The organism is Cupriavidus sp. 30B13, assembly GCF_049059565.2.
GTDB lineage: Bacteria > Pseudomonadota > Gammaproteobacteria > Burkholderiales > Burkholderiaceae > Cupriavidus.
Map to the genome: position 1 here is coordinate 2,673,243 of NZ_CP188224.1, position 21,795 is coordinate 2,695,037.

At 71.8% G+C, this 21,795-nt stretch carries 15 protein-coding genes and 1 tRNA gene; 6 read left to right on the plus strand and 10 right to left on the minus strand.

Annotated features, from left to right (window positions below; translation table 11 throughout):
• Positions 1–151: 151 nt before the first annotated feature.
• Positions 152–227, plus strand: a tRNA-Met gene (locus ACKI2N_RS31015).
• A gap of 141 nt (positions 228–368) precedes the next feature.
• Here ACKI2N_RS31015 and ACKI2N_RS31020 read toward each other — a convergent pair.
• From ACKI2N_RS31020 to ACKI2N_RS31040, 5 genes are all read right to left on the minus strand, one after another.
• On the minus strand, positions 369–1,070 hold the full coding sequence (locus ACKI2N_RS31020; protein WP_420992199.1) for an RraA family protein: 702 nt from the start codon (positions 1,068–1,070) through the stop codon (positions 369–371).
• Positions 1,071–1,111: 41 nt separating this feature from the next.
• A complete protein-coding gene (locus tag ACKI2N_RS31025; protein WP_420992198.1) occupies positions 1,112–2,314 on the minus strand; it encodes an aspartate transaminase in 1,203 nt (400 codons plus the stop codon).
• An 84-nt stretch (positions 2,315–2,398) separates the two neighbouring features.
• Positions 2,399–2,962, minus strand: a complete 564-nt coding sequence (locus tag ACKI2N_RS31030) for an alpha-IPM isomerase (RefSeq protein ID WP_420992197.1) — start codon at positions 2,960–2,962, stop codon at positions 2,399–2,401.
• Between the two features lie 62 nt (positions 2,963–3,024).
• Complete coding sequence (locus tag ACKI2N_RS31035; protein ID WP_420992196.1) at positions 3,025–4,320, minus strand: 3-isopropylmalate dehydratase large subunit; 1,296 nt, start codon at positions 4,318–4,320, stop codon at positions 3,025–3,027.
• 31 nt (positions 4,321–4,351) lie between these two features.
• Positions 4,352–5,341, minus strand: a complete 990-nt coding sequence (locus ACKI2N_RS31040) for a Bug family tripartite tricarboxylate transporter substrate binding protein (RefSeq protein ID WP_420992195.1) — start codon at positions 5,339–5,341, stop codon at positions 4,352–4,354.
• 215 nt (positions 5,342–5,556) lie between these two features.
• Between ACKI2N_RS31040 and ACKI2N_RS31045 the strand changes: the two genes are divergently transcribed.
• Positions 5,557–6,504, plus strand: coding sequence for a LysR family transcriptional regulator (locus tag ACKI2N_RS31045; RefSeq protein WP_420992194.1), 948 nt, complete (start codon positions 5,557–5,559; stop codon positions 6,502–6,504).
• A gap of 123 nt (positions 6,505–6,627) precedes the next feature.
• Positions 6,628–7,605: an aldo/keto reductase gene (locus ACKI2N_RS31050; RefSeq protein ID WP_420992193.1), complete on the plus strand. Its 978-nt coding sequence runs from the start codon at positions 6,628–6,630 to the stop codon at positions 7,603–7,605.
• Positions 7,606–7,659: 54 nt separating this feature from the next.
• Here ACKI2N_RS31050 and ACKI2N_RS31055 read toward each other — a convergent pair whose 3' ends face one another.
• Positions 7,660–9,009 carry an MFS transporter gene (locus ACKI2N_RS31055; RefSeq protein WP_420992192.1) on the minus strand — a complete coding sequence of 450 codons (1,350 nt, stop codon included), beginning with the start codon at positions 9,007–9,009 and terminating at the stop codon, positions 7,660–7,662.
• A 547-nt stretch (positions 9,010–9,556) separates the two neighbouring features.
• On the opposite strand from ACKI2N_RS31055, the gene ACKI2N_RS31060 reads away from it, so the two are divergent.
• Both ACKI2N_RS31060 and ACKI2N_RS31065 read left to right on the plus strand, forming a co-directional pair.
• Positions 9,557–10,027: a MarR family transcriptional regulator gene (locus tag ACKI2N_RS31060; protein WP_420992191.1), complete on the plus strand. Its 471-nt coding sequence runs from the start codon at positions 9,557–9,559 to the stop codon at positions 10,025–10,027.
• Between the two features lie 178 nt (positions 10,028–10,205).
• Entirely contained in the window at positions 10,206–11,324 is a 1,119-nt protein-coding gene (locus tag ACKI2N_RS31065) for a BON domain-containing protein (RefSeq protein WP_420992190.1), read from the plus strand.
• 106 nt (positions 11,325–11,430) lie between these two features.
• Here the strand turns inward: ACKI2N_RS31065 and ACKI2N_RS31070 are convergent, their stop codons facing one another.
• From ACKI2N_RS31070 to ACKI2N_RS31080, 3 genes are all read right to left on the minus strand, one after another.
• Complete coding sequence (locus ACKI2N_RS31070; RefSeq protein ID WP_420992189.1) at positions 11,431–11,751, minus strand: high-potential iron-sulfur protein; 321 nt, start codon at positions 11,749–11,751, stop codon at positions 11,431–11,433.
• 469 nt (positions 11,752–12,220) lie between these two features.
• Entirely contained in the window at positions 12,221–12,550 is a 330-nt protein-coding gene (locus ACKI2N_RS31075) for an RcnB family protein (protein ID WP_420992188.1), read from the minus strand.
• A 360-nt stretch (positions 12,551–12,910) separates the two neighbouring features.
• Positions 12,911–14,041 carry a methyl-accepting chemotaxis protein gene (locus ACKI2N_RS31080; protein WP_420992187.1) on the minus strand — a complete coding sequence of 377 codons (1,131 nt, stop codon included), beginning with the start codon at positions 14,039–14,041 and terminating at the stop codon, positions 12,911–12,913.
• A gap of 204 nt (positions 14,042–14,245) precedes the next feature.
• Here ACKI2N_RS31080 and ACKI2N_RS31085 point away from each other — a divergent pair, with 204 nt between their 5' ends.
• Positions 14,246–16,879 carry an excinuclease ABC subunit A gene (locus ACKI2N_RS31085; protein ID WP_420992186.1) on the plus strand — a complete coding sequence of 878 codons (2,634 nt, stop codon included), beginning with the start codon at positions 14,246–14,248 and terminating at the stop codon, positions 16,877–16,879.
• Here ACKI2N_RS31085 and ACKI2N_RS31090 read toward each other — a convergent pair.
• A complete protein-coding gene (locus tag ACKI2N_RS31090) occupies positions 16,863–21,731 on the minus strand; it encodes a response regulator (protein ID WP_420992532.1) in 4,869 nt (1,622 codons plus the stop codon). The two genes, ACKI2N_RS31085 and ACKI2N_RS31090, sit on opposite strands and share 17 nt — an antisense overlap.
• Positions 21,732–21,795: the final 64 nt, after the last annotated feature.

A 21,795-nucleotide genomic window follows, 5' to 3' on the forward strand; every position in this document is an offset into this window, starting at 1 on the left:
GTTTTTCCCACTTCATAGGGCGAAGTTACGCAGTCTTGCGTGACCTTCAGGCCCCCTGACCCCGTAATGCGCACCCGGCTCCCACCGACAATGGAAAAAGAAAATCCAATCAGGACTTTCCATTACGCACCAATCCGGGTATATTTCGTTTCGCGGGGTGGAGCAGTTGGCAGCTCGTCGGGCTCATAACCCGAAGGTCGCAGGTTCAAGTCCTGCCCCCGCAACCAGGATTCCCGGAAAGCCCGTACGGTTCACGCCGCACGGGCTTTTTGCTGTTCCGCTTTTCTGCTTCTGCGCTTTTTAATGAGCGGCCCTGCCGCCCCGAGGCGGCAGGCCGGAACGCCCGCCCGCGCTCCGGGCGCCGCGCTTCAGACCGGCAAGCCCTTGGCCCGCAGCACGGCGTCGAAACGCTCGCGGTCGGCGGTGCCGGTGCGGTTGGATTCGCGGATCTGCGCCTCCTTCTCCAGGTGGGCGCGCGTGCGGCGCAACACGTCGGCCGCCTCGGCCGCGGGCACGGCGATCACGCCGTCGGCGTCGCCGATCACCAGGTCGCCCGGCATCACCACCAGGCCGGCGCACGACACCGGCACATTGATCTCGCCCGGGCCGTCCTTGCTCGGGCCGCGGTGGGTATGCCCCTTCGCGAAGATCGGCATGCCCTCCTCGGCCCACTCGCACAGGTCGCGCACGGCGCCGTCGATCACCAGGCCGCCGAGCTTGCGGGCCACGCAGGTGGTGCGCATCAGGCCGCCCACCAGCGCCTGCGTCACGTCGCCGCCGCCGTCGATGACCAGCACGTCGCCGGCCTCCACCATCATCAGCGCCTTGTGGATCATCAGGTTGTCGCCGGGCCGCACGCGCACCGTGACGGCCGGGCCGCACAGCACGGTATCGAGCCGCGCGTGGTACTGGCGCAGGCCGATGGCGCCGACGTTGCGGCTCATGGCGTCGCCCACGGCGGCCACCGGCATGGCGCGGAAGGCCGCCACGAGGTCCGCCGCGGGGCCGGCCGCGCGCGGGTTGATGCGGTAGCCGGCTGGCCACTGGACTTGCTGGGATTCGTTGCTCATGTTGGTTTCCAGGATCGGTTTCTCGGTTGGCGGGCGCCCGCTCAGCGCAGCGCCTCGCAGGCCGCGCGCAGGCGGCGCATGCCTTCGCGCAACTGCGCCTCGGAGGTGGCGAACGAAATGCGGAAGAACGGCGACACGCCATACGCGCCGCCCTGCAGCACGGCCAGGTTCTGCGCTTCGAGCAGGTACAGCACGAAATCGGCGTCGGTCTCGATGACCTTGCCGTCGGGCGTGCGCTTGCCGAGTATGCCGGCGCACGACGGATATACGTAGAAGGCACCTTCGGGCGAATGGCAGGAAATGCCCGGCATGCCGGCGAGTTCGGCCACCACCATGTCGCGCCGCGACTGGAAGATGCGGGTGCGCTCGGCAATGAAGTCCTGCGGCCCGTTCAGCGCTTCGAGCGCGGCGGCCTGGCTGATCGAGGACGGATTCGACGTGCTCTGCGACTGCAGCTTGACCATGGCCTTGACCAGTTCGGCCGGCGCGCCGCCGTAGCCGATGCGCCAGCCCGTCATGGCATACGCCTTGGAGACGCCGTTGATGGTCAGCGTGCGCGCCTTGAGCGCCGGCTCGACCTCGGCGATGGTGCAGAACTTGCGGCCGTCGTAGAGGATGTGCTCGTAGATGTCGTCGGTCATCACCCACACGTGCGGATGGCGCATCAGCACCTCGGCCAGCGCCTTGAGCTCCGCGTGCGAGTAGGCCGCGCCGCTGGGGTTGTTGGGCGCGTTGAGCACCAGCCAGCGCGTGCGCGGCGTGATGGCGCGTTCCAGGTCCTGCGGGCGCAGCTTGAAGCCGTTTTCGGCCGGACATGGCACGAACACCGGCGTGCCGTCGGCCAGCAGCACGATGTCCGGGTAGGACACCCAGTACGGCGCCGGGATGATGACTTCGTCGCCCTTGTCCACCGTGCACATCAGCGCGTTGAAGATGATCTGCTTGCCGCCGGTGCCGACGACGATCTCCCCCGCGGCATAGTCGAGGTTGTTGTCGCGGCGGAACTTGGCGGCGATGGCGGCCTTGAGCTCGGGCGTGCCGCCCACGTCGGTGTACTTGGTACGCGAGGCGGCCATCGCGCGCGTGGCGGCCTCGCAGACATGCTGCGGCGTATCGAAATCCGGCTCGCCCGAAGTCAGGCCGACGATGTCGCGGCCGGCGGCGCGCAGTTCGCGCGCGCGTTGTCCCGCCATGGAGCTGGGCGACGGTTTGATGCGGTTGAGGCGGGCGGCAATGAGAGTCATGGTCCGGGCGTTTCCAGGTTGGGATGACGATAGGGCAATGGAGAAATAGAGCAGCAGAGCGGCAGCAGCCGGGCCGGCGCCGGCTCAGGCCAGCTTGCGGTGCAGGCGCAGATACGGCACCAGTCCGCCGGCCGCGCGGATGGTCAGCACGATGTCCGGCACCGGTTCGCACGCAATGCGCCGGGCCGGCTGCGCCTGCGCCGCGGGACGCGCCAGCAGCTCGGCGCTGGCGCCGTCCAGGCGCAGTTCCAGGGCGTCGCCCTCGGCGATGCCGGCGGTATCGGCCGTGATCAGCAGCAGGCCGTTGTTGATGGCGTTGCGCCAGTAGGTGCGCGCGAAGCTGCGCGCCACCACCACGCGGATCCCCGCCGCCAGCACCACCGTGACCGCCACTTCCATCGCCGAGCCGCAGCCGAAGTTGTGGCCGGCCACCAGGATGTCGCCGTCGGCGACGCTGGCGGCAAAGGCGGGATCGAGGTCTTCCAGCAGGTAGCGGCGCAGCACCTGCGGGTCGAGGCTGTCTTTCTTGCGGCTCGAGGCGATCAGGTAGTCGGTATTGATGTCGTCGCCGAGCAGGCGCGCGCGGCCGTGGATCAGGGAGGCGCCGGCGCCCTCCTGCTGTCTCTGTCGTTGTGTTTGTTGCTGCATGGTCCGGTGCGTCGTTTTGCTGCGTCGTTGCTGCGTCGTTTGCGTCGTTTGCCGCGCCGGTGTCACGGCGCGAGGTCGCGCGGGTCCACCAGGTGCCCGGCGACCGCCGCGCTCGCGCACGCGCGCGGCGACGCCAGGAAGATCTCGGATTGCCGGTTGCCCATGCGCCCCTTGAAATTGCGGTTGGCGGTGGAAATCACGCGCATGCCGTCGGCCGGAATGCTGCCGCAGGTGCCGCAGCACGCGCCGCAGCCCGGCGGATGGATCTCCGCGCCGAGCGCTTCGAACTCGGCCAGCATGCCGCCGTCGGCCAGCTCGGCGCGCACCGTCTCGGAGGCCGGCGTCACGATCAGCCGCACGCCCGGCGCCACGCCGCCGCCGGCGCGCAGCACGTCCAGCGCCTCGCGGTAGTCCTTGCTGCGCCCGCCCGTGCAGGTGCCGAGGTAGACCATGTCGACCGGCGTCGCCGGCGCCCGCGCGAGGTCCATCACGTCGTCCACGCGGTGCGGCAGCGCGACCTGCGGGACGACCGCGTCCAGGTCGAAGTCCAGCGTGCCGGCATACGCGGCATGCGGGTCCGCCGCGACCGGCTCGAAGGTTTCCCGCGTGCGCCCGGACAGCCATGCCGCGGTGCGCTCGTCGAACGGGAACAGGCCCGCCTTGGCGCCCATCTCCACCGACATGTTGGCCAGCACGATGCGGTCGTCCATGTCGAGCGCGGCCACGCCCGGCCCGTCGAATTCCAGCGCCAGGTAGTTGGCGCCGCCCGCGCCGATGCGCCGCGCCATCGCCAGCGCCAGGTCCTTGGCCGAGGCATAGGCCGGCAGCGCGCCATGCAGGCGGATGCGCAGCGAGCCCGGCACCTTCAGCCACAGCTGGTTGCACTGCAGGATGCCGGCGAGGTCGGAAGAGCCGATGCCCGAGCCGAACGCGTTGAGCGCGCCGTAGCTCACGGCGTGCGAGTCGGCGCCCACCGCCAGCGTGCCGGGCAGCACCCGGCCGCGCTCCAGCATCAGCTGGTGGCCGATGCCCTCGCCGACCTCGAACAGGCCCACGCCATGCGCCAGCGCATAGGCCCGCGCCACTTCCTGCAAGGCCAGCGCGCGCGCGCCGGAGGTGGCGCCGTAGTGGTCCAGCGCGAACACCAGGCGCTGCGGCGCGGCCGGCGGCGGCAGCGGCTCGCCCTCGGGCTGCATCTGGCGGAAGTAGTCCAGCGCCATCGGGATCGAGCCGTCGGTGCCCATGGCGGCATGCGGCGCGCAGATGGCGAGGTCGCCGGCGCGCACGCCGCGGCCGGCGGCGCGCGAGAGCAGCTTCTCGGCCATGGTGCGGCCGGGGGAAAGGTCGGTATTCGCCATCGTGTCGGTCAGGGAGTCGGGGGGCGCGGGTCTAGTTGAGCTTGATGTTGGCGGTCTTGATGACCTTGCCCCATTTCTCGTGCTCGCTCTGGATCAGGCGGGCAAACACCTCGGGCGTGCCGCCCACGGGCTCCACGCCGAGCTGCACCAGCTTGTCCTTGACCTCCTCGCTGGCCAGGATGCGGTCGATGGCGCGGTTGAGCTTGAGCACGACCGCGCGCGGGGTGCCGGCCGGCGCCACGATGCCGCACCACGACAGCGACTCGTAGCCCTTGAGCCCGGCCTCGTCCACGGTCGGCACGTTGGGCAGCCCGGGCAGGCGCTTGCGGCTGGTCACCGCCAGCGCGCGCAGCTTGCCCTGCTGCACGAAGCCGATGGACGAGGGCGCGTTGTCGAACAGCATCGTCACCTGGCCGCCCAGCAGGTCGGTCAGCGCGGAGGAACTGCCCTTGTAGGGCACGTGCAGGATGTCCACGCCAGACATCGACTTGAACAGCTCGCCCGACAGGTGGGTGGAACTGCCCGGCCCCGACGAGGCAAAGCTCAGCGTGCCGGGCTTGCTCTTGGCCAGCGCCACCAGTTCCGGCACGGTGGTGGCCGGCAGGCTCGGCGACACCACCAGGATGTTGGCGTTCTGCGTCACGTAGCTCACCGGCACGAAATCCCGGGCCACGTCGTAGCTCATGCGGCTGTAGAGATGGTCGTTGATGGAGAGCACGCCGGTGGCGCCCATCAGCAGCGTGTAGCCGTCCGCGGGCGACTTGGCGACCAGCTCGGCGCCGATGTTGCCGCTGGCGCCGGCGCGGTTGTCCACCAGGAACGGCTGCTTGAACTGCTGGGCGAGCTTCTCGGCGACGATGCGCGCCACCACGTCGGTCGAGCCGCCCGCGGCGAACGGCACCACGATGCGCACCGCCTTGTTGGGATAGCCGTCATCGGCGGCGGCGGGGGCATCGGCCGCGGCGGCCACGCATGGCAGGCAGGCAAGCAGTACTGCGCTAAGACGGATCAGGCTCTTCATCGGGGGTCCTTTGTGGAAGAAGAAGGTGTCGCTTTCTCTGGCTTCGGGCTTTCTTGTGTTTTTGTCGTTCGCCACGCGGTACTGCGCCGTGGATGAAGGACGATTCTATGGACCGTCATTAATCCGGACAAACGAATTTATCTTGCCGATTTTTTCGAAAAGCTGAAAAATGAGCGTCTTCGCCGCCCGCACGCCGTCGCTCTGCCCGCCCCCCCATGCGCCACAACGTCACCCTCAAGCAACTGCGCTGCTTCCTCGCCGTGGCCGACACCGGCTCCTTCACCGCCGCCGCGCTGCGCCTGTGCATGACCCAGTCCGCGCTCACCGCCACCATCCAGCAACTCGAAGAAGCGGTGGACCTGAGGATGTTCGACCGCACCACCCGCCGCGTGGCGCTGACCGAGCACGCCGAGCGCTTCCGCCCCGAGGCGGAAAAGGTGGTCAACGGCTTCGACAGCTCGGTCTACGACCTGATGGCGCTGGCGCAGGGCAACCGTGGCCACCTGCGCATCGGCGCGGCCACGTCGATCATCAACCTGTTCCTGGTGAGCGCCATCCCGCGCTTTCGCGAGACCTACCCCGAGATCACCATCTCCCTGCGCAACCCCGCCGCGCGGCAGGCCGAGCGGCTGGTGCTCGAAGGCGAGGTGGACTTCGCCATCGACAGCAAGTACCAGGGCCACGACGGCCTGCACTACACCCCGCTGCTGTCCGACTGCTACGGCGTGGCCTGCCACCGCGACCTGCCGCTCGCGCGCCTGGGCCGGCCGCTGCGCTGGGCCGACCTGCCGCCCGCGCAATACATCGGCTTCAACGCCGACACCGGCATCGGCCATTTCCTGCGCAGCCACGCCACGCACTGGCCGGTGCTCGGCGGCACGCACGACGAAGTGGAAAGCACCGGCGCGCTGTTCGCCATGCTCGGCACCGGCAAGCAGTACTCGGTGCTGCCCGCGCTGGCTTACCAGGGCCACGCCTATCCCGGGCTGGTCTTCCTCGAACTGCACGAGCCGCGCCTGTCGCGCGAGGTCTGCGTGATCACGCGGCCGCTGCGCTCGCTCGCGCCAAGCGCGCAGCGCCTGCTCGGCGTGCTGCTCGACGACATCCGCCGGCAACCGCTGCCGCCCGGCGTGGCGCTGGTGGCGCCGGCGGCGCAAGACTGACGCTGCCGCGCCGCGCGGCCGCCTGCAGCCGCGCGGGGATTGGCCTACCATGCCGGGGTGCGCCGGCGGCCATGCGCCTGGCCGGCAACGCTCGCCAATCACGGATCACCAAGGAGAACCAAGATGGACTACGTGCGGTTTGGCTCGACAGGACTGAAGGTTTCGCGGCTATGCCTGGGCTGCATGACCTACGGCGTGCCCGAGCGCGGCAACCATCCGTGGACGCTGGGCGAGGAAGCCAGCCGCCCGCTGCTGCGCCAGGCGCTGGACGCCGGCATCAATTTCTTCGATACGGCCAACGTCTATTCCGACGGCACGTCCGAGGAGATCGTCGGGCGCGCGCTCAAGGATTTCGCCCACCGCGACGACGTGGTGATCGCCACCAAGGTGCACGGGCGCATGCGTCCCGGCCCCAACGGCGCGGGCCTGTCGCGCCGCGCCATCCTGTCGGAGATCGACAACAGCCTGCGCCGGCTGGGCACCGATTACGTGGACCTCTACCAGATCCACCGCTGGGACCCGGCCACCCCGATCGAGGAAACGCTGGAAGCGCTGCACGACGTGGTCAAGGCGGGCAAGGCGCGCTATATCGGCGCGTCGTCGATGTTCGCGTGGCAGTTCTCGCGCGCCATCCATACCTCGCGCCAGCGCGGCTGGACGCAGTTCGCCAGCATGCAGAACCACGTCAACCTGCTCAACCGGGAAGAGGAACGCGAGATGCTGCCGCTGTGCGCGGCCGAGGGCATCGCGGTGATGCCGTGGAGCCCGCTGGCGCGCGGCCGCCTGACGCGGCCCTGGCATGCCGGCAGCGCGCGCGAGGCGAGCGACGAATTCGGCAAGACGCTATACCGCGGCGCCGAGGATGCGGACCGCGCGGTGGTGGAGCAGGTGCATGCCATCGCGCAGGCGCGCGGCGTGCCGGCGGCGCAGGTGGCGCTGGCATGGCTGCTGCAGAAGCCGGGCATTACCTCGCCCATCGTGGGCGCCTCCAAGCCCCACCACCTCGAAGATGCGGTGGCGGCGCTCTCGCTCGGGCTGACGGCCGACGAGATCAAGGCGCTGGAAGCACCCTACGTGCCGCACGAGCCGGTGGGCTTCTGAGCGCATGCGCGCGGCCGGCCTCGCGCCGGCCCGCGACACCGCGGCCCGCGCCGCCTACGCCTTCGCGGCGCCGGGCTCGCGCGTGATCAGCCGCAGCCCGCTGGCGATGCTGGCCACGCCCGCGAAGCCCGCGCCCAGCGCCAGCGCCAGCGTGGGGCCGTGGCGCCCGGCGATGCCGAAGCTCAGCGCCACCAGCGCCGCGCCGGTGGCCTGGCCCAGCAGGCGCGCGGTGGCGATCACGCCGCTGGCGCCGCCGGCGCGCTCGCGCGGCGCGCTGGACATCAGCGCCTTGAGGTTGGGCGACTGGAAGAAACCGAAACCCGCGCCGCAGATCGCCATGCGGATGCCGATGTCGAGCGCGCTCGGATGCGCCGGCATCAGCGCCAGCGAGGCCATGCCCGCGCTCAGCACCGCCAGCCCCACGCCGCCGAGCAGGCCCGGCGGATAGCGGTCCGACAGCCGCCCGGCGATCGGCGCCATCAGCGCCACCACGGCGGACCACGGCGTCATCAGGAAGCCGGTTTCGATCGGGCTGCGGCCCAGCACGCTTTCGAAGAAGAACGGCAGCGAGACGAAGGCCAGCCCCTGCGCGGCGAACGAGCAGATCGCGGTCATCGTCGACAGCGCGAACATCGGGCGCTTCATCAGGTCCACCGGCAGCATCGGCGCGGGGTGGCCGCGCTCGCGGCGCAGCAGCAGCACGAAGGCCACCGCGAATACCGCCAGCGCCGCCAGCGACTGCGCCGCGGGCGCGCGCTGCGCGCCCTCGCCCAGCGCGAAGATCAGCGCCGCGAAGGTCACCACGTTCAGGCCCGCGGCCACGCGGTCGAAGCGGTGCGCGCCGCGCGCGGTCTGCGGCAGCGCCGGCCAGGCGATGAACAGCGCCAGCAGGCCGATCGGCAGGTTCACCGCGAACAGCCACGGCCACGGCCCCAGCGACAGGATGATCGACGCCACCGTGGGCCCCACCGCGAACGACACTCCCACCACCAGCGCGTTCAGCCCCACCCCGCGCCCGAGCCGGTGCGGCGGGAAGATCGCGCTGATCAGCGCCGCGTTCACGCTCATGATGGCGCTGGCGCCCACGCCCTGCAGCAGGCGCGCGGCGGCCAGCGTGGGCAGCGACCACGACAGCGCGCACACCACCGAGGCGCCGATGAACAGGACCAGGCCGCCCAGGTAGACGCGCCGGTGGCCGATGATGCCGCCCAGCGCCGCGAACGGCAGCAGCGTGGCGACCATGGCCAGCTGATACGCATTGATGACCCAGACGGAGGCCGCCGGCGTGGCATGCAGGTCGGCCGCGATGGCCGGCAGTGCCGTGTTGGCGATCGCCGTGTCCAGCGTGGCGAGCGACACCGCCAGCAGGATGGCGGCCATGCCGCGGCGCTCGATCGACGTCATGGGCGCGTCCGCGGCGCGCTCTGCGAGGTTGGAATCCGCTGTGTTCGACACTGTCTTTACCGGTTGCCGCTTCAGGCGTGCCGCGCGAGCATCGCGCGCCATGCGCCCGCCATGTCTGATACATGGCCCGCGGCCCGGGCGGGCCGAAAACCGCGGCAAAGCCGACACGATAAGGGAAAACGCGAATATCTGCTGGCGGCGCGGCAGCCTTGCGCGAGGCCCGGGCGCCGGACCGGGCGCCGCTCCCCGCCTCGCGCCGCAGGCCCGGGCCGGGCGGCACATACAGGCCATGCGGCAGGAGCAGCGAAGGCCGCAACCGCGGCCGGCGCGGCTCGGGATTTTCCCTTGGTTTGGCGCGGCAAGCGCAGCCTCGTGCCTTTTATGGCCCGATGCGCGCCACCCGCGCTTCGCCGCCGTCATCTTTGTCTGCTAATGTCTGACCCGCAGGAAAACCGGGGGAGGAGAGACCGCCGGTTCCCGCGCCGCCCGGGCCGGCCAAGCACCGGCCCCTGGTCTGCGGCAATGCCCAAAGACAGGAGACACAACAATGCGGCCCAAGGCTCTAGAACCGACCGAATCCGTGCTGCTCGCCCTCATGGCCAGCGTGCGCGAATGGCAGAGCGCGCTCGACCAGACCCTTTCGGAGGTCGGCCTCGACTATCCCGGATGGCTCCTGCTGCGCGCGATCCGCCAGGAAGAATTCGTGCGCCATGCGCCCTATGCCGGCCTGATGCCGATTTCGGTGGCCCAGTCCGAGGCCATGCTCGGCCCGCTCCAGGCGCACGGCTGGATCGCGCTCGACGCGTCCGGCCAGCCGTTCATTCCCGCCGCGGCGCTGGCGCGCGTGGAGCGCGTGTACACCGCGCTCAAGGCGCTGCACTCGGTTTCGCTGGCGCCGTTCAGCAGCGCGGAGCGCGCCGCGCTCACCGCATCGCTGCTGCGCATGAAGGCCACCCTGCACGACCACTGCGAGCGCCGCGGCCGCCAGGCCGGGCGCCAGGTCGAAATGCAGTACTGACCGCACCGCGCGCACTATTTACACCAGCGCCCATCCTTGCCTGCAACCGGCCGGCCCCGGCGCGCGGCCGCGCGCCACCGCGCGCCACCGCGCGCCATTCTTCCGGCGGTACGTTTCTTGCGCCTCTACCGGACTTGCCATATGCGTGCATGTGGCGGACCAGCACCAGGAGACAAGCATGGACGACCGATACGATGAACGCTATCGCCGCGGCCAGCCCCGGCGTGGCTACGAGGCAGGCAGCCAGGACCGCGAGGAATGGCAGCCCCGCCCGGGCGCCGGCGCCGGCGGCTGGGACGGCGAGCGCCGCCGCCAGCGCCTGGCGCCCGGCCAGTTGAGCGACGGCGGGCCGGCGCGCGACGACCGCGGCTACGAACGCGGCTACGAACGCGAATACGGGCACGACCGCTATCCGGACCACCCCGCCGAGCGCCGCGGCCACCAGGGCAGCGACCTGCGCTACGGGCTCAACGGCCGGTACGACCCGGACGACGACGCCTGGCGGCTGGGCGCGAGCTACGGCGGCCACGACCAGGACGAGCCGCGCGGGGACGCGCGGCGCTCCGGCCAGCGCGGCTACTTCAGCGAGATCGGTGAGCGCAGCGGCTACACCACGCCCTATCGCGGCGTCTATGGCAACCAGCGCGGCGACGAGTACGGCAACCCGTACCGCGAAGATTTCCGCACCAGCCAGCGCCGCTACCGCGACGACTTCGGCGAAGAGTCCGGCGACAACTTCCGCGAGGGCCCGGAACACGGCCCGCTGTACCAGCTCGGCCACCGCCTCGGCGAAGCCGTGGGCGAGATGTTCGGCCAGCACGACGGCGGCCGCGACCCCGCGCGGGAAAGCCGCTGGGACGCGCGCGGCCAGACCCGGCGCACCGGCCCCAAGGGCTACCAGCGCAGCGACGAACGGATCCACGAAGCCATCTGCGAACATCTGGCCTACGCGCGCGGCGTGGACGTGAGCGAGGTCAGCGTCGAAGTCGCGGGGGGCGTGGCGACGCTCAGCGGCACGGTCCGCAGCCGCAGCGAGAAATACGACATCGAGGACCTCGTCGACAATGTGTTCGGCGTGACCGAGGTGCAGAACAATATCCGCGTGGCGCGCCATGGCGGCGCGGGCGGCGGCGGATACGTGGCCGCGCCGCTGTCGGCCAGCGGCTCCCCGGCCGGCCCGGCGGCTGCATCCACGGCGGCGGTGGACGGTACCGTCGGCGGTGCCGGCGGCGACGCGGCCGCAGCGGACGCCACGCCCGCGAAGATGACCGACCTGAAGACCTGGAAGCCCGACTGAGCGGACCAGGCGGACCCGGCGGACCAGGCGGATTAAGCGCCGGAAGCGGACAGCCGCCGGCGGCCGGGACCACCGGCCGCCGCGGCACTACCTCAGGCCTGGCGCATCAGGCCTTCTTCACCCATGCGCTGCACCAGCCCTTGCTGGCGACCTGCTTGCCGGCAAACAGCGGGCAGCCGCCGCTGGCGTCGGTCGCCTTGCCCTGGAAGAGCTGGCAATTGCCGCAATGCTGGGTAGCGTCGTGCTTCGGATACTTGGCTTTGTCCACCTTGGTGGTATCGGACTTGTAGCCGAGCCCGACCGCCTGCGGGTCCTTCTCGTCGACCATGGGCCCGGTGCCCTGCGCCCGCGTGGGGAGGGATAGCCCGAGCGCGCCCGCGGCGGCGACGATCGGGATGCCTTTCAAGAAATGACGGCGTGTTGACATCTTTATTCCTTTTTTCTGTGGGGGAACAACCTGGGCAGGCCGCGCGCGCCAATGTGCGGCGCGGCCGGCAGCCACCGGCGCGCCCTGCGGCACGCCGGTACCGGCTGCGGCCGCGCGGCAGGCCGCCGCGGGCGCCAGACACACCCGCAACGGAACGCACGCCGGCGCCGGAAGCCGGTACCGATAGATTCTAGGCCAAGGCGACGGCGCGGCGACGCACGCGTCACGCGCGCGGCAGCGCGGCTTGACGCAGGGCAACATAACGCCGGGAAGCCGCACGCGGGCGGCGAAAAACGGGTAGACGGGAAGCCCGCTGCAAAAAAGCGAAGGGCGAAAGGCGAAAGGGAAAAAGGCCGGCGCGCGGGAACACCGCGCGCCGGCCCACATGCCGGTCCGCGCATCCGGGATGCGCGGGGCTGGAAAGAAGAACTGCCGGTCAGCCGGTCAGCCGGACCGCCGCCTGGCGGCCCTAGCGGCCGCCAGGCCCCATGTCCACGATCGCGCCATTGGGCGCCACCAGGTAGAAGTCCGCGCCCACGCCAACCCAGTGGCGTCCCTTGGGCGGCTTCGGCAGGTTGTACGCATGCCAGTCGTCCACCACGTACTGGCGGTCGCGGTATTCCGCCGGCAGCCGGTCGCCCTTGTGCCAGCGCGGCGGCGTCATGCGGTCGTTGTTGCGGTCGTCGCCCGCCTGGGACTGGTAGCCGCGCCCGCGGTCGGGCCCGGGCTGCGCATTACCCTGCGCCGAGGCCAGCAACCCAGCGGCGAGCAAGAGGCCGGCCAGCAATCTGCTTTTCACGGTTTTTGTCATTGAGCACTCCTTTGGTCGGCCACGATAGCCGCGGTGGCCGCGCGGTGGCGACGCATGGGACCTGTCCGTCCGGGCACGCGCCATGTCACGAGCCAGCCACGCGCACGGGAGCCGTCGCAGTGGAGTGGTTCGCAACTTCGATGCCCGACTCAAGGATAGTGGCTGCGGCGCGCGGCGGCGGCGCCATGCGCCTGTTCAGGCGCCCGGCTGCCGTGGCCGGCCAGCGGAACGCGCGGGAAAAGGGCAGGCCCGGACGGCCCGCCCGGCAGGTAAGAATTGCAAACGGGGCGCAAAAAACTGCATGGACCGGCCCGCGCCAACCGCAGGCCGGGCGCCGGGCCCCCGGCCTCAGTCCAGCTTGAACTCGCCGACCGCGCCCTGCAATTGCTGCGCCTGTTCGGCCAGCGCCGTCGACGCGGCGGCGGCCTGCTCCACCAGCGCGGCGTTCTGCTGCGTGACGGTGTCCATCTGCATCACCGCCTGGTTGACCTGGTCGATGCCGCTGCTCTGCTGCGCGGACGCCACCGAGATCTCCTTCAGGATGGTGGTCACCTGGCGCGACGCGCTCACGATCTCGCGCATGGTCTCGCCGGCCTGCTCCACCCGCACGGAGCCGGTGCGCACCTGCTCGGCCGAATCGCCGATCAGGCCGCGGATCTCCTTGGCCGCCGCGGCGCTGCGCTGCGCCAGCGTGCGCACCTCGCCCGCCACCACGGCAAAGCCGCGCCCCTGCTCGCCGGCGCGCGCCGCTTCCACGGCCGCGTTGAGCGCCAGGATATTGGTCTGGAAGGCGATGCCCTCGATCACGTCGATGATGTCGACCACCTTCTTCGAGCTGGCGCTGATCGCCTGCATGGTCTCCACCACCTCGCCGACCACGGCGCCGCCGCGCTCGGCGATCTGGGAGGCATTGGCCGCGAGGTCGTTGGCGGCATGCGCGCGCTCCGTGTTCTGGCGCACCATGGTGGTCAGCTCGCCCATGCTGGAGGCGGTTTCCTGCAGCGCCGCGGCCTGTTCCTCGGTGCGCTGCGAGAGGTCGGTATTGCCCACCGCGATCTGCCGGGACGCATCGGTGATGGAATCGGTCGTTCCCTTGATGCGGCTGACCAGGTCGGTCAGCATGTCCTCCATCTCGCCCATGCCGCGCAGCAGCCGGCCGAACTCGCCGCCGCGCTCGGTCTCGAACTCCTGGCTCAGGTCGCCGGAGGCCACGGTCTCGGCGATATAGACAGCCTCGCCCAGCGGCTGCTCCACCCCGCGCGCGATGGCGAAGGTGAAGACGATGGCGGCCAGCAGCGCCACCCCCCACAAACCGTACATCCAGGTGCGCGCCGAAGACACGGCCTGCTCCAGGTTGCCCCCGGCGGCGTCCGGCAGGCTGCCCAGCCCCGCCGCGATCCCCGCCGCCGCCAGTACCAGCACCACCGCGAAACCGGCGCCCAGACGCGCGCGGATGCTCAGGTTGCCAAAAGACGCCATCGTTTCATCTCCCCGTTATCATGGACTTCGCCCGTTTCGTCGTCTGGTTAACGGCGCGGTGGCGCGGAACTTTAGGAAAAATATCGCGCGCCGTCCGGGGCGGGGGATTTCCGTGCTTTCTGTAGGACGCCGCCGCCTTGCCGCGCCCGCGCCGGCTGCCTAACATGGGGCATCACCGGCCAGCGGGTGCAGCACGAGGCGTCCATGCCCAGCACAGACGGACCAGACCGACCAGACCGACCAGACCAGCGAGACCACACGCCCGGCGCACTGGCCGGCTTCGTGCAGGTGCGCGGCGCGCGCGAGCACAACCTCAAGAATGTCGACCTGGTGCTGCCGCGCAACGCGCTGGTGGTATTCACCGGCATTTCCGGCTCGGGCAAGTCTTCGCTGGCGTTCGGCACGCTCTACGCGGAAGCCCAGCGCCGCTACTTCGAGTCCGTGGCGCCTTACGCGCGCCGCCTGATCGACCAGGTCGGCGCGCCCGACGTGGACGCCATCGCCGGCTTGCCGCCGGCGGTGGCGCTGCAGCAGCAGCGCGGCACGCAGACCTCGCGCTCGTCGGTGGGCAGCGTCACCACCTTGTCCAACCTGCTGCGCATGCTGTTCTCGCGCGCCGGCGCCTATCCGCCGGGCCAGCCCCGGCTCGACTCCGACGCCTTCTCGCCCAACACCCCGGCCGGCGCGTGCCCGCGCTGCCACGGCTTCGGCCGCATCTTCGACGCCACCGAGCGCTCGATGGTGCCGGACGACACGCTCACCATCCGCGAGCGCGCCATCGCCGCGTGGCCGCCCGCGTGGCACGGCCAGAACCTGCGCGACATCCTGGTCTCGCTCGGCCACGACGTCGACCGCCCGTGGCGCAAGCTGCCGCGCAAGGTGCGCGACTGGATCCTGTTTACCGAGGAGCAGCCGGTGGCGCCGGTCTACGCGGGCTTCACGCCCGAGGAAACGCGCGCGGCCGTCGCGCGCGGCGAGCCGCCCAGCTACCACGGCACCTTCACCGGCGCGCGGCGCTACCTGATGCACACCTTCGCCACCACGCAGAGCGAAACCATCAAGCGGCGCGTGTCGCGCTACCTGGTCCATGGCGACTGCCCGCTCTGCCACGGCAAGCGCCTGCGCAAGGAGGCGCTTGCCGTGCGCTTCGCGGGCCGCGACATCGCCGAGCTGGCCCGCCTGCCGCTGGACCGCCTGGCCGAAGCCCTGCGCCCCGCCGCGCGCGCGGCCGAGCACGAAGGCCGCAAGCCGCCGGCCGAACTCGGCGAGACCGCGCTGGTCGCCGGGCGCATCGCCCACGAGCTGATCGCCCGCATCGAAGCGCTGCGCGAGCTGGGGCTGGGCTACCTGTCGCTGGACCGCGGCACGCCGACGCTGTCGCCGGGCGAGCTGCAGCGCCTGCGCCTGGCCACGCAGCTGCACGCCAACCTGTTCGGCGTGGTCTACGTGATGGACGAGCCCTCGGCCGGGCTGCACCCCGCCGACAGCGCGGCCTTGCTGGTGGCGCTGGAGCGCCTGCGCCAGGCCGGCAACTCGCTGTTCGTGGTGGAGCACGACCTGGAAATCATGCGCCGCGCCGACTGGATCGTCGACGTGGGTCCGGACGCCGGCGAGCGCGGCGGCGAGATCCTGTACAGCGGGCCGCCGGCCGGGCTGGAGGCGGTGCACGCCTCGCACACCCGGCGCTACCTGTTCGGCGGCGCCGGCGCGCCGGTCCGCCAGCCGCGCGCGCCGCCCAGCGCGGCGGACCCGGACGGCTGGCTGCGCCTGGCGGGCGTGACGCGCAACAACCTGCGCGCGGTCGACGTGGCCTTTCCGCTGGGCGTGCTGACCGCGGTGACCGGCGTGTCGGGCTCGGGCAAGTCCAGCCTGGTCAGCCAGGCGCTGGTGGAACTGGTGGTGGCCGGGCTGGGCCAGCCCCTGCCGGAAGACGCCGGCGAGACCGACGCCGCGCAGGCGCTCGAGCGCGAGCCGCAGGCCGCCACCGAGGGGCGCATCGCCGCCGGCATGGCGCGCGTAAACAGGCTGGTGCGGGTGGACCAGAAGCCGATCGGCCGCACGCCGCGCTCCAACCTGGCCACCTACACCGGGCTGTTCGACCCGGTGCGCAAGCTGTTCGCCGCCACGCCGGCGGCGCGCCGGCGGCGCTTCGACGCCGGGCGCTTTTCCTTCAACGTGGCCAAGGGGCGCTGCCCGACCTGCGAGGGCGAAGGCTTCGTCAGCGTGGAGCTGCTGTTCCTGCCGAGCGTGTACGCGCCCTGCCCTTCGTGCCACGGCGCGCGCTACAACGAGGCCACGCTGGCGGTGCGCTACCAGGGCAAGAACATCGCCGAAGTGCTGGGCATGACGGTGGAAGACGCCTGCGCGTTCTTCGCCGGCGTGGCGCCGGTCATGCGCGCGCTGGAGGTCCTGCGCGAGGTCGGGCTGGGCTACCTGCGGCTCGGCCAGCCCGCCACCGAGCTGTCGGGCGGCGAGGCGCAGCGCATCAAGCTGGCTACCGAGCTGCAGCGCACCCAGCGCGGCGGCACGCTCTACGTGCTGGACGAGCCCAGCACCGGCCTGCATCCGGCCGACGTGGACCGCCTGCTGCGCCAGCTCGACAGCCTGGTCGGCGCCGGCAACACCGTGATCGTGGTGGAGCACGACATGCGCGTGGCGGCCGCGGCGGACTGGGTGATCGACATCGGCCCCGGCGCCGGCGACGCGGGCGGCCGCGTGGTGGCCGCCGGCACCCCGGCCGAGGTCGGCGCGCGGCCCGCCAGCCGCACCGCCGCCTACCTCGCGCAGGCGCTGCGCGCCCAGGGCGCGCCGGCCGCCGACCCTACGCCGGCGGCCTGAGCGCCTCCAGCAGGTCCGGCAGCGCGTAGGGCTTGCGCAGCGCCACCGCATGCGGCAGCGCGGCGCGCTGCGCCTGGCTGAGCTGCAGGTCGTAGCCGCTCACGAACACCACGCGCAGCCGCGGCTGCTGGCGGCACGCCGCGATGGCGAGGTCGACGCCCGAGGTGCCGCCCAGGAACACATCGGTCACCAGCACGTCGGGCGGCTGCGCCAGCAGCTGCGGCACGGCGTCGTCCTCGCCGCCGGCCTCGGCCACCGCCACGCCCAGCGAGCGCAGCAGCTCCGCGGAGCTGGCGCGCACCAGTTCGTCGTCGTCCACCAGCAGGACGCGCAGGCCGGCCACGCGGCTGGCCGGCGGGGTGGCCGGCATGCCGGCGGGCACGCGCAGCGCGGCCGGCACGCCCGGCGGCAGAGCGACCCGCTCCTTGGCCAGCACCTGGCGCACCTTGCGCGCCAGCGCCTCGTGCGAATACGGCTTGCTGAGCAGCTCGATGCCTTCGTCCAGGCGCCCGGCATGGACGATGGCGTTGTCGGTATAGCCCGAGGTGAACAGCACCGCGATGGCGGGCAGGCGCTCGCGCACCTGGCGGGCCATCTCGGTGCTGCGCAGCGGCCCCGGCATGACCACGTCGGAAAACAGCAGGTCGACCGGCACGCCGCTTTCCACGATGGCCAGCGCGCTCTGCGCGTCGCGCGCCCTGAGCACGCGGTAGCCCAGGCTGGCCAGCATGTCCACCACGGTGGCGCGCACGTCCTCGTCGTCCTCCACCACCAGCACGGTCTCGGTGCCGCCGCGCGCGGGCCCGGGCTCCACGTGGGTTTCCAGGTCTTCCTCCTGGCGCGCGCGCGGCAGGTAGATGCGCACCGTGGTGCCCTGGCCGGGCTCGCTGTAGATCTTGACGTGGCCGCCCGACTGCTTGACGAAGCCGTACACCATGCTCAGGCCCAGGCCGGTGCCCTGCCCTTCCGGCTTGGTGGTGAAGAACGGCTCGAACACGTGCTCGCGCACCTCGGCCGTCATGCCGCAGCCGGTGTCGGTCACGGCCAGCAGCACGTACTGCCCGGGCACCACGTCCGCGTTGCGCATGGCATAGGCGTCGTCGAGCGAGGCATTGCCGGCCTCCACCGTCAGCCGGCCGTGGCCGTTCATGGCGTCGCGCGCGTTGATGGCAAGGTTGAGCAGGGCGTTCTCGACCTGGAACGGATCGACCATCGTGTTCCACAGCCCGCCGGCCACCACCGTCTCGATCTCGATGCCGTCGCCCAGCGCGCGGCGCAGCATTTCGTCGAGCCCGCGCGCCAGCCGCCCCAGGTTGACCACGCGCGGCGCCAGCGGCTGGCGCCGCCCGAATGCGAGCAGCTGCGAAGCCAGCTTGGCGCCGCGCGCCACGCCCGCCAGCGCGGCGCGCACGCGCTGCTCGGGCCGCTCGTCGCCGGCGATGTCGCGCGCCAGCAGCTGCAGGTTGCCGCCGATCACCTGCAGCAGGTTGTTGAAGTCATGGGCCACGCCGCCGGTCAGGTTGCCGATGGCTTCCATCTTCTGCGCCAGGCGCACGGCCTCGTCGGCCTGGCGCAGGGCCTGCTCGGTCTCCTTGTCGCCGGTCACGTCGCGGCCCACTCCGTGGATGCGCCCGCTGGACGGGTCCAGCGCCAGCGTCCACGCCACCCAGCGCCAGCTGCCGTTGCCGCGCCGCAGCCGGCATTCGTAGCGCACCGGGCTGCCGGACTGGCGCAGCTCCAGCAGGCGCGCGGTGGCCACGGCGAGGTCGGCGGGATGGACGAAGTCCAGGTAGGGCTGGCCGAGCAGACCCGGCAGCGCATGCCCCATCACGCTGCGCCACGAAGGGCTCACGCGCTGCAGGGCGCCGTCGAAGCCCGCCACCATCAGCAGGTCCTCGCTCAGTTCCCACAGCCGGTCGCGGTCGGCCACGGTCTCCGCCACGCGGCGCTCCAGCGTCTCGTTCAGTTCATGCAGCGCCGCCTGCGCGGCCGCGCGCTTGGCGATCTCGTCCTGCGCGGCCTGGTACAGGCGCGCGTTGTCGATGGCCACCGCCGCCTGCGCCACGATGCCCACCAGCACGCGCTCGGCGCGCGCGGTAAACACTCCGGGGCGCGGATGGCCGAGGAACAGCCCGCCCAGCACCTCGCCGGTGCGCGACTGCACCGGCGCGGCCAGGTAGCTGCGCACCGGCAGGTGGCCCTCGGGCATGCCGTGGTACGGCGCGTTCCTGCCGAAGCGCGGGTCCTGCGTGATGTCGTCCACGCGCACGATGCCCTCGCCGCTGAAGGTGGGCGCGAACACCGCCGTGTTGCGCGGCATGGGAAATTGCTCGAACGCCGCGCGGGGCACGCCCGACAGCGTGTAGAGCGTGTAGGCGCCGCCCTGCGCGTCGGGCACGTTGTAGAAGAAGGCGCCGAAGGCCGCGCCGGTCAGCTCGGTGGCGGCATCGGTCACCACCTGCACGGCGCGGCCCAGGTCCAGCTCGGCGGCCACCGCGGCGCCCACGCGGTTGAGCACTTCCAGCACGCGCGATTCGTCGCGCAGGCGCGCCTCGGTCTGCCGCCGCAATTGCGCCAACTCCAGGTTGCCGGCCACGCGCGCCAGCAGCTCGCGCGCGGAAAACGGCTTGGTGAGATAGTCGTCGGCGCCGGACGCCAGGCCGCCGATGCGCGCTTCCTCGCCGGCGCGCGCGGACAGCAGCAGCACCGGCGTGTCGCGCAGCTCGGGGTCGGCGCGCAGCGCGCGCAGCAGGCCGAAGCCGTCCAGGCGCGGCATCATCACATCCGACACGATCAGGTCCGGCGGCGCGGCGCGCGCCAGCTCGAGCGCTTCCTGGCCGTCCGCGCAGGCCGTGACGGCGTGCCCGGCGGCGCCGAGGATGCGCCGCATGTAGTCGCGCAGGTCGGCGTTGTCGTCGGCCACCAGCACGCGCGCGGCGGGAAGCGCGGCAGGAAGCGCGCCGGGCAGGCCCGCTGCCGCCTCGGCCCCGGCGCCATCCTCGGCATCCTCCTCGTCCTGCGCGGACCAGCGCCGCGCCGCCTCGGCATAGGCCAGCGCCTGCTTGCTGGCCGCGGGCGCGCCCGCCTCGCCCGCGGCGCTGGCGGGGGTCCGCGCCGGCGGCAGCGTGACGGTGAAGCAGGAGCCCTCGCCCGGCGCGCTCTGCACGCGGATCTCGCCGCCGTGCAGCTTCACCAGTTCCTGCACCAGCGCCAGGCCGATGCCGCTGCCTTCGATGGAACGCCCGGCCGCGCCCTCCACGCGGTGAAAGCGCTCGAACAGCCGCGGCAGCTCCGCCGCCGCGATGCCGATGCCGGTGTCGCGCACGCACAGCTCCGCCCCGCCGCCGGGCAGCGGGCGCAGCGTGATCGTCACCGCGCCGGCGAAGGTGAACTTGAACGCGTTGGACATCAGGTTCAGGACGATGGTCTCCCACATGTCCTGGTCGATCATGGCCGGCGCCGGCAGCGGCTGGCAGTCCACCGCCAGCCGCATGCCCGCGCCCTCCACCGCCGAGCGGAACAGCGAGGCCAGCTCGGCGGTAAACGCCGCCAGGTCGGTGGCGCGCGGCAGCATCCGCACGCGCCCGGCCTCGATGCGGGAGAAGTCCAGCAGCGCGTTGACCAGCTTGAGCAGGCGCATGCCGTTGCGGTGGGCGACGGCAAGCAGCTTGCGGTCGTCCGGAGACGCGGCCGCGGGCCGGCTCAGCAATTCTTCCAGCGGCCCCATCATCAGGGTCAGCGGCGTGCGGAACTCATGGCTGACGTTCGAGAAGAACGTGGTCTTGGCGCGGTCGATCTCGGCCAGCGCCTCGGCGCGGCGGCGCTCCTCCTGGTAAGCATGCGCGTAGCCGATGGCCGCGCCGATCTGCCCCGCCACCAGGTTCAGGAAGGTGTGGTACCGCTCGCCGAACAGGCGGCAGGGATTGAGCGCCACCACCAGCACGCCGGCACGCGCGGTGCTGCCGGACGGCAGGATGGGCAGGATCGCCGCGTGGCGCGGCGGCATGCTCCACACGCCCCCGGGCAGGTCCGCGCCGAAGCGCTGCGCCAGGTCCTGCACCAGGCACGACTCCTGCCGGCGCAGCACCTCGGCATAGGGCCAGGCGGGCGCGCCGGGCTCCATGACCGGCGGCGCCGCGCGATGGCCGGCCTCGATGCCGCAGGTGCCGGCCAGCGTGACGCTGTCGCTGCCGGGCTCGGCCAGGTAAAGCAGCGCGAACGGCATGTCGTGCGGGTCGAAGCGCAGCGCGCGCATGGCCAGCGCGCAGGCTTCGTCGAGCGCGCGCGCGTTGATCGTGGACGCGGCCAGTTCGCGCAGCAGGCTGAGCTGGCGCTCGGCCACCACGCGCTCGGTGTCGTCGCTGTTGGCGCAGATGATGCCGCCGGTGCCGCCGTGGTCGTCCGGCACCGGGCTGTAGGAGAACGTGTAGTAGGTCTCTTCCGGGTAGCCGTTGCGCTCCATGACCAGCAGCTTCTGCTCGACGAAGGTGCCCTCGGTGCCGGTCAGCGCGGTGGCCAGCAGCGGGCCGATCTCGTTCCAGATCTCGTGCCACACCAGCGCGGTGGGCTGCCCCAGCGCGTGCGGGTGCTTGCCGCCGATGATGGCCTTGTAGGGGTCGTTGTAGAAGAAGACGAGCTGCTCGCCCCAGCCGATCCAGATCGGCTGGCGCGACGTGAGCATGATGCGGATCGCGGTCTTGAGGCTCTGCGGCCAGCCCGCGGGCGCGCCCAGCGGCGTGCGGCTCCAGTCGCGCGCGCGGATCAGCGCGCCCATTTCGCCGCCGCCGGCAAGAAAGCCGGCGTCCGGACCCGCCGCGTCCGGCCGCGCACCCTGCCCGGCACCCTCAGCCATCGTCATCGGAGTCTCCTCCCGCCCGGGCCCGCCCCGGCGCGTCGTCGCCCTGGCGCAGATTCTC

Bases quoted from the DNA above. Each gene is read 5' to 3' on its own strand.
- ACKI2N_RS31020 (WP_420992199.1), bottom strand. From the start codon at position 1,070: ATGAGCAACGAATCCCAGCAAGTCCAGTGGCCAGCCGGCTACCGCATC.
- ACKI2N_RS31025 (WP_420992198.1), bottom strand. From the start codon at position 2,314: ATGACTCTCATTGCCGCCCGCCTCAACCGCATCAAACCGTCGCCCAGC.
- ACKI2N_RS31030 (WP_420992197.1), bottom strand. From the start codon at position 2,962: ATGCAGCAACAAACACAACGACAGAGACAGCAGGAGGGCGCCGGCGCC.
- ACKI2N_RS31035 (WP_420992196.1), bottom strand. From the start codon at position 4,320: ATGGCGAATACCGACCTTTCCCCCGGCCGCACCATGGCCGAGAAGCTG.
- ACKI2N_RS31040 (WP_420992195.1), bottom strand. From the start codon at position 5,341: ATGAAGAGCCTGATCCGTCTTAGCGCAGTACTGCTTGCCTGCCTGCCA.
- ACKI2N_RS31045 (WP_420992194.1), top strand. From the start codon at position 5,557: ATGCGCCACAACGTCACCCTCAAGCAACTGCGCTGCTTCCTCGCCGTG.
- ACKI2N_RS31050 (WP_420992193.1), top strand. From the start codon at position 6,628: ATGGACTACGTGCGGTTTGGCTCGACAGGACTGAAGGTTTCGCGGCTA.
- ACKI2N_RS31055 (WP_420992192.1), bottom strand. From the start codon at position 9,009: ATGACGTCGATCGAGCGCCGCGGCATGGCCGCCATCCTGCTGGCGGTG.
- ACKI2N_RS31060 (WP_420992191.1), top strand. From the start codon at position 9,557: ATGCGGCCCAAGGCTCTAGAACCGACCGAATCCGTGCTGCTCGCCCTC.
- ACKI2N_RS31065 (WP_420992190.1), top strand. From the start codon at position 10,206: ATGGACGACCGATACGATGAACGCTATCGCCGCGGCCAGCCCCGGCGT.
- ACKI2N_RS31070 (WP_420992189.1), bottom strand. From the start codon at position 11,751: ATGTCAACACGCCGTCATTTCTTGAAAGGCATCCCGATCGTCGCCGCC.
- ACKI2N_RS31080 (WP_420992187.1), bottom strand. From the start codon at position 14,041: ATGGCGTCTTTTGGCAACCTGAGCATCCGCGCGCGTCTGGGCGCCGGT.
- ACKI2N_RS31085 (WP_420992186.1), top strand. From the start codon at position 14,246: ATGCCCAGCACAGACGGACCAGACCGACCAGACCGACCAGACCAGCGA.
- ACKI2N_RS31090 (WP_420992532.1), bottom strand. From the start codon at position 21,731: ATGGCTGAGGGTGCCGGGCAGGGTGCGCGGCCGGACGCGGCGGGTCCG.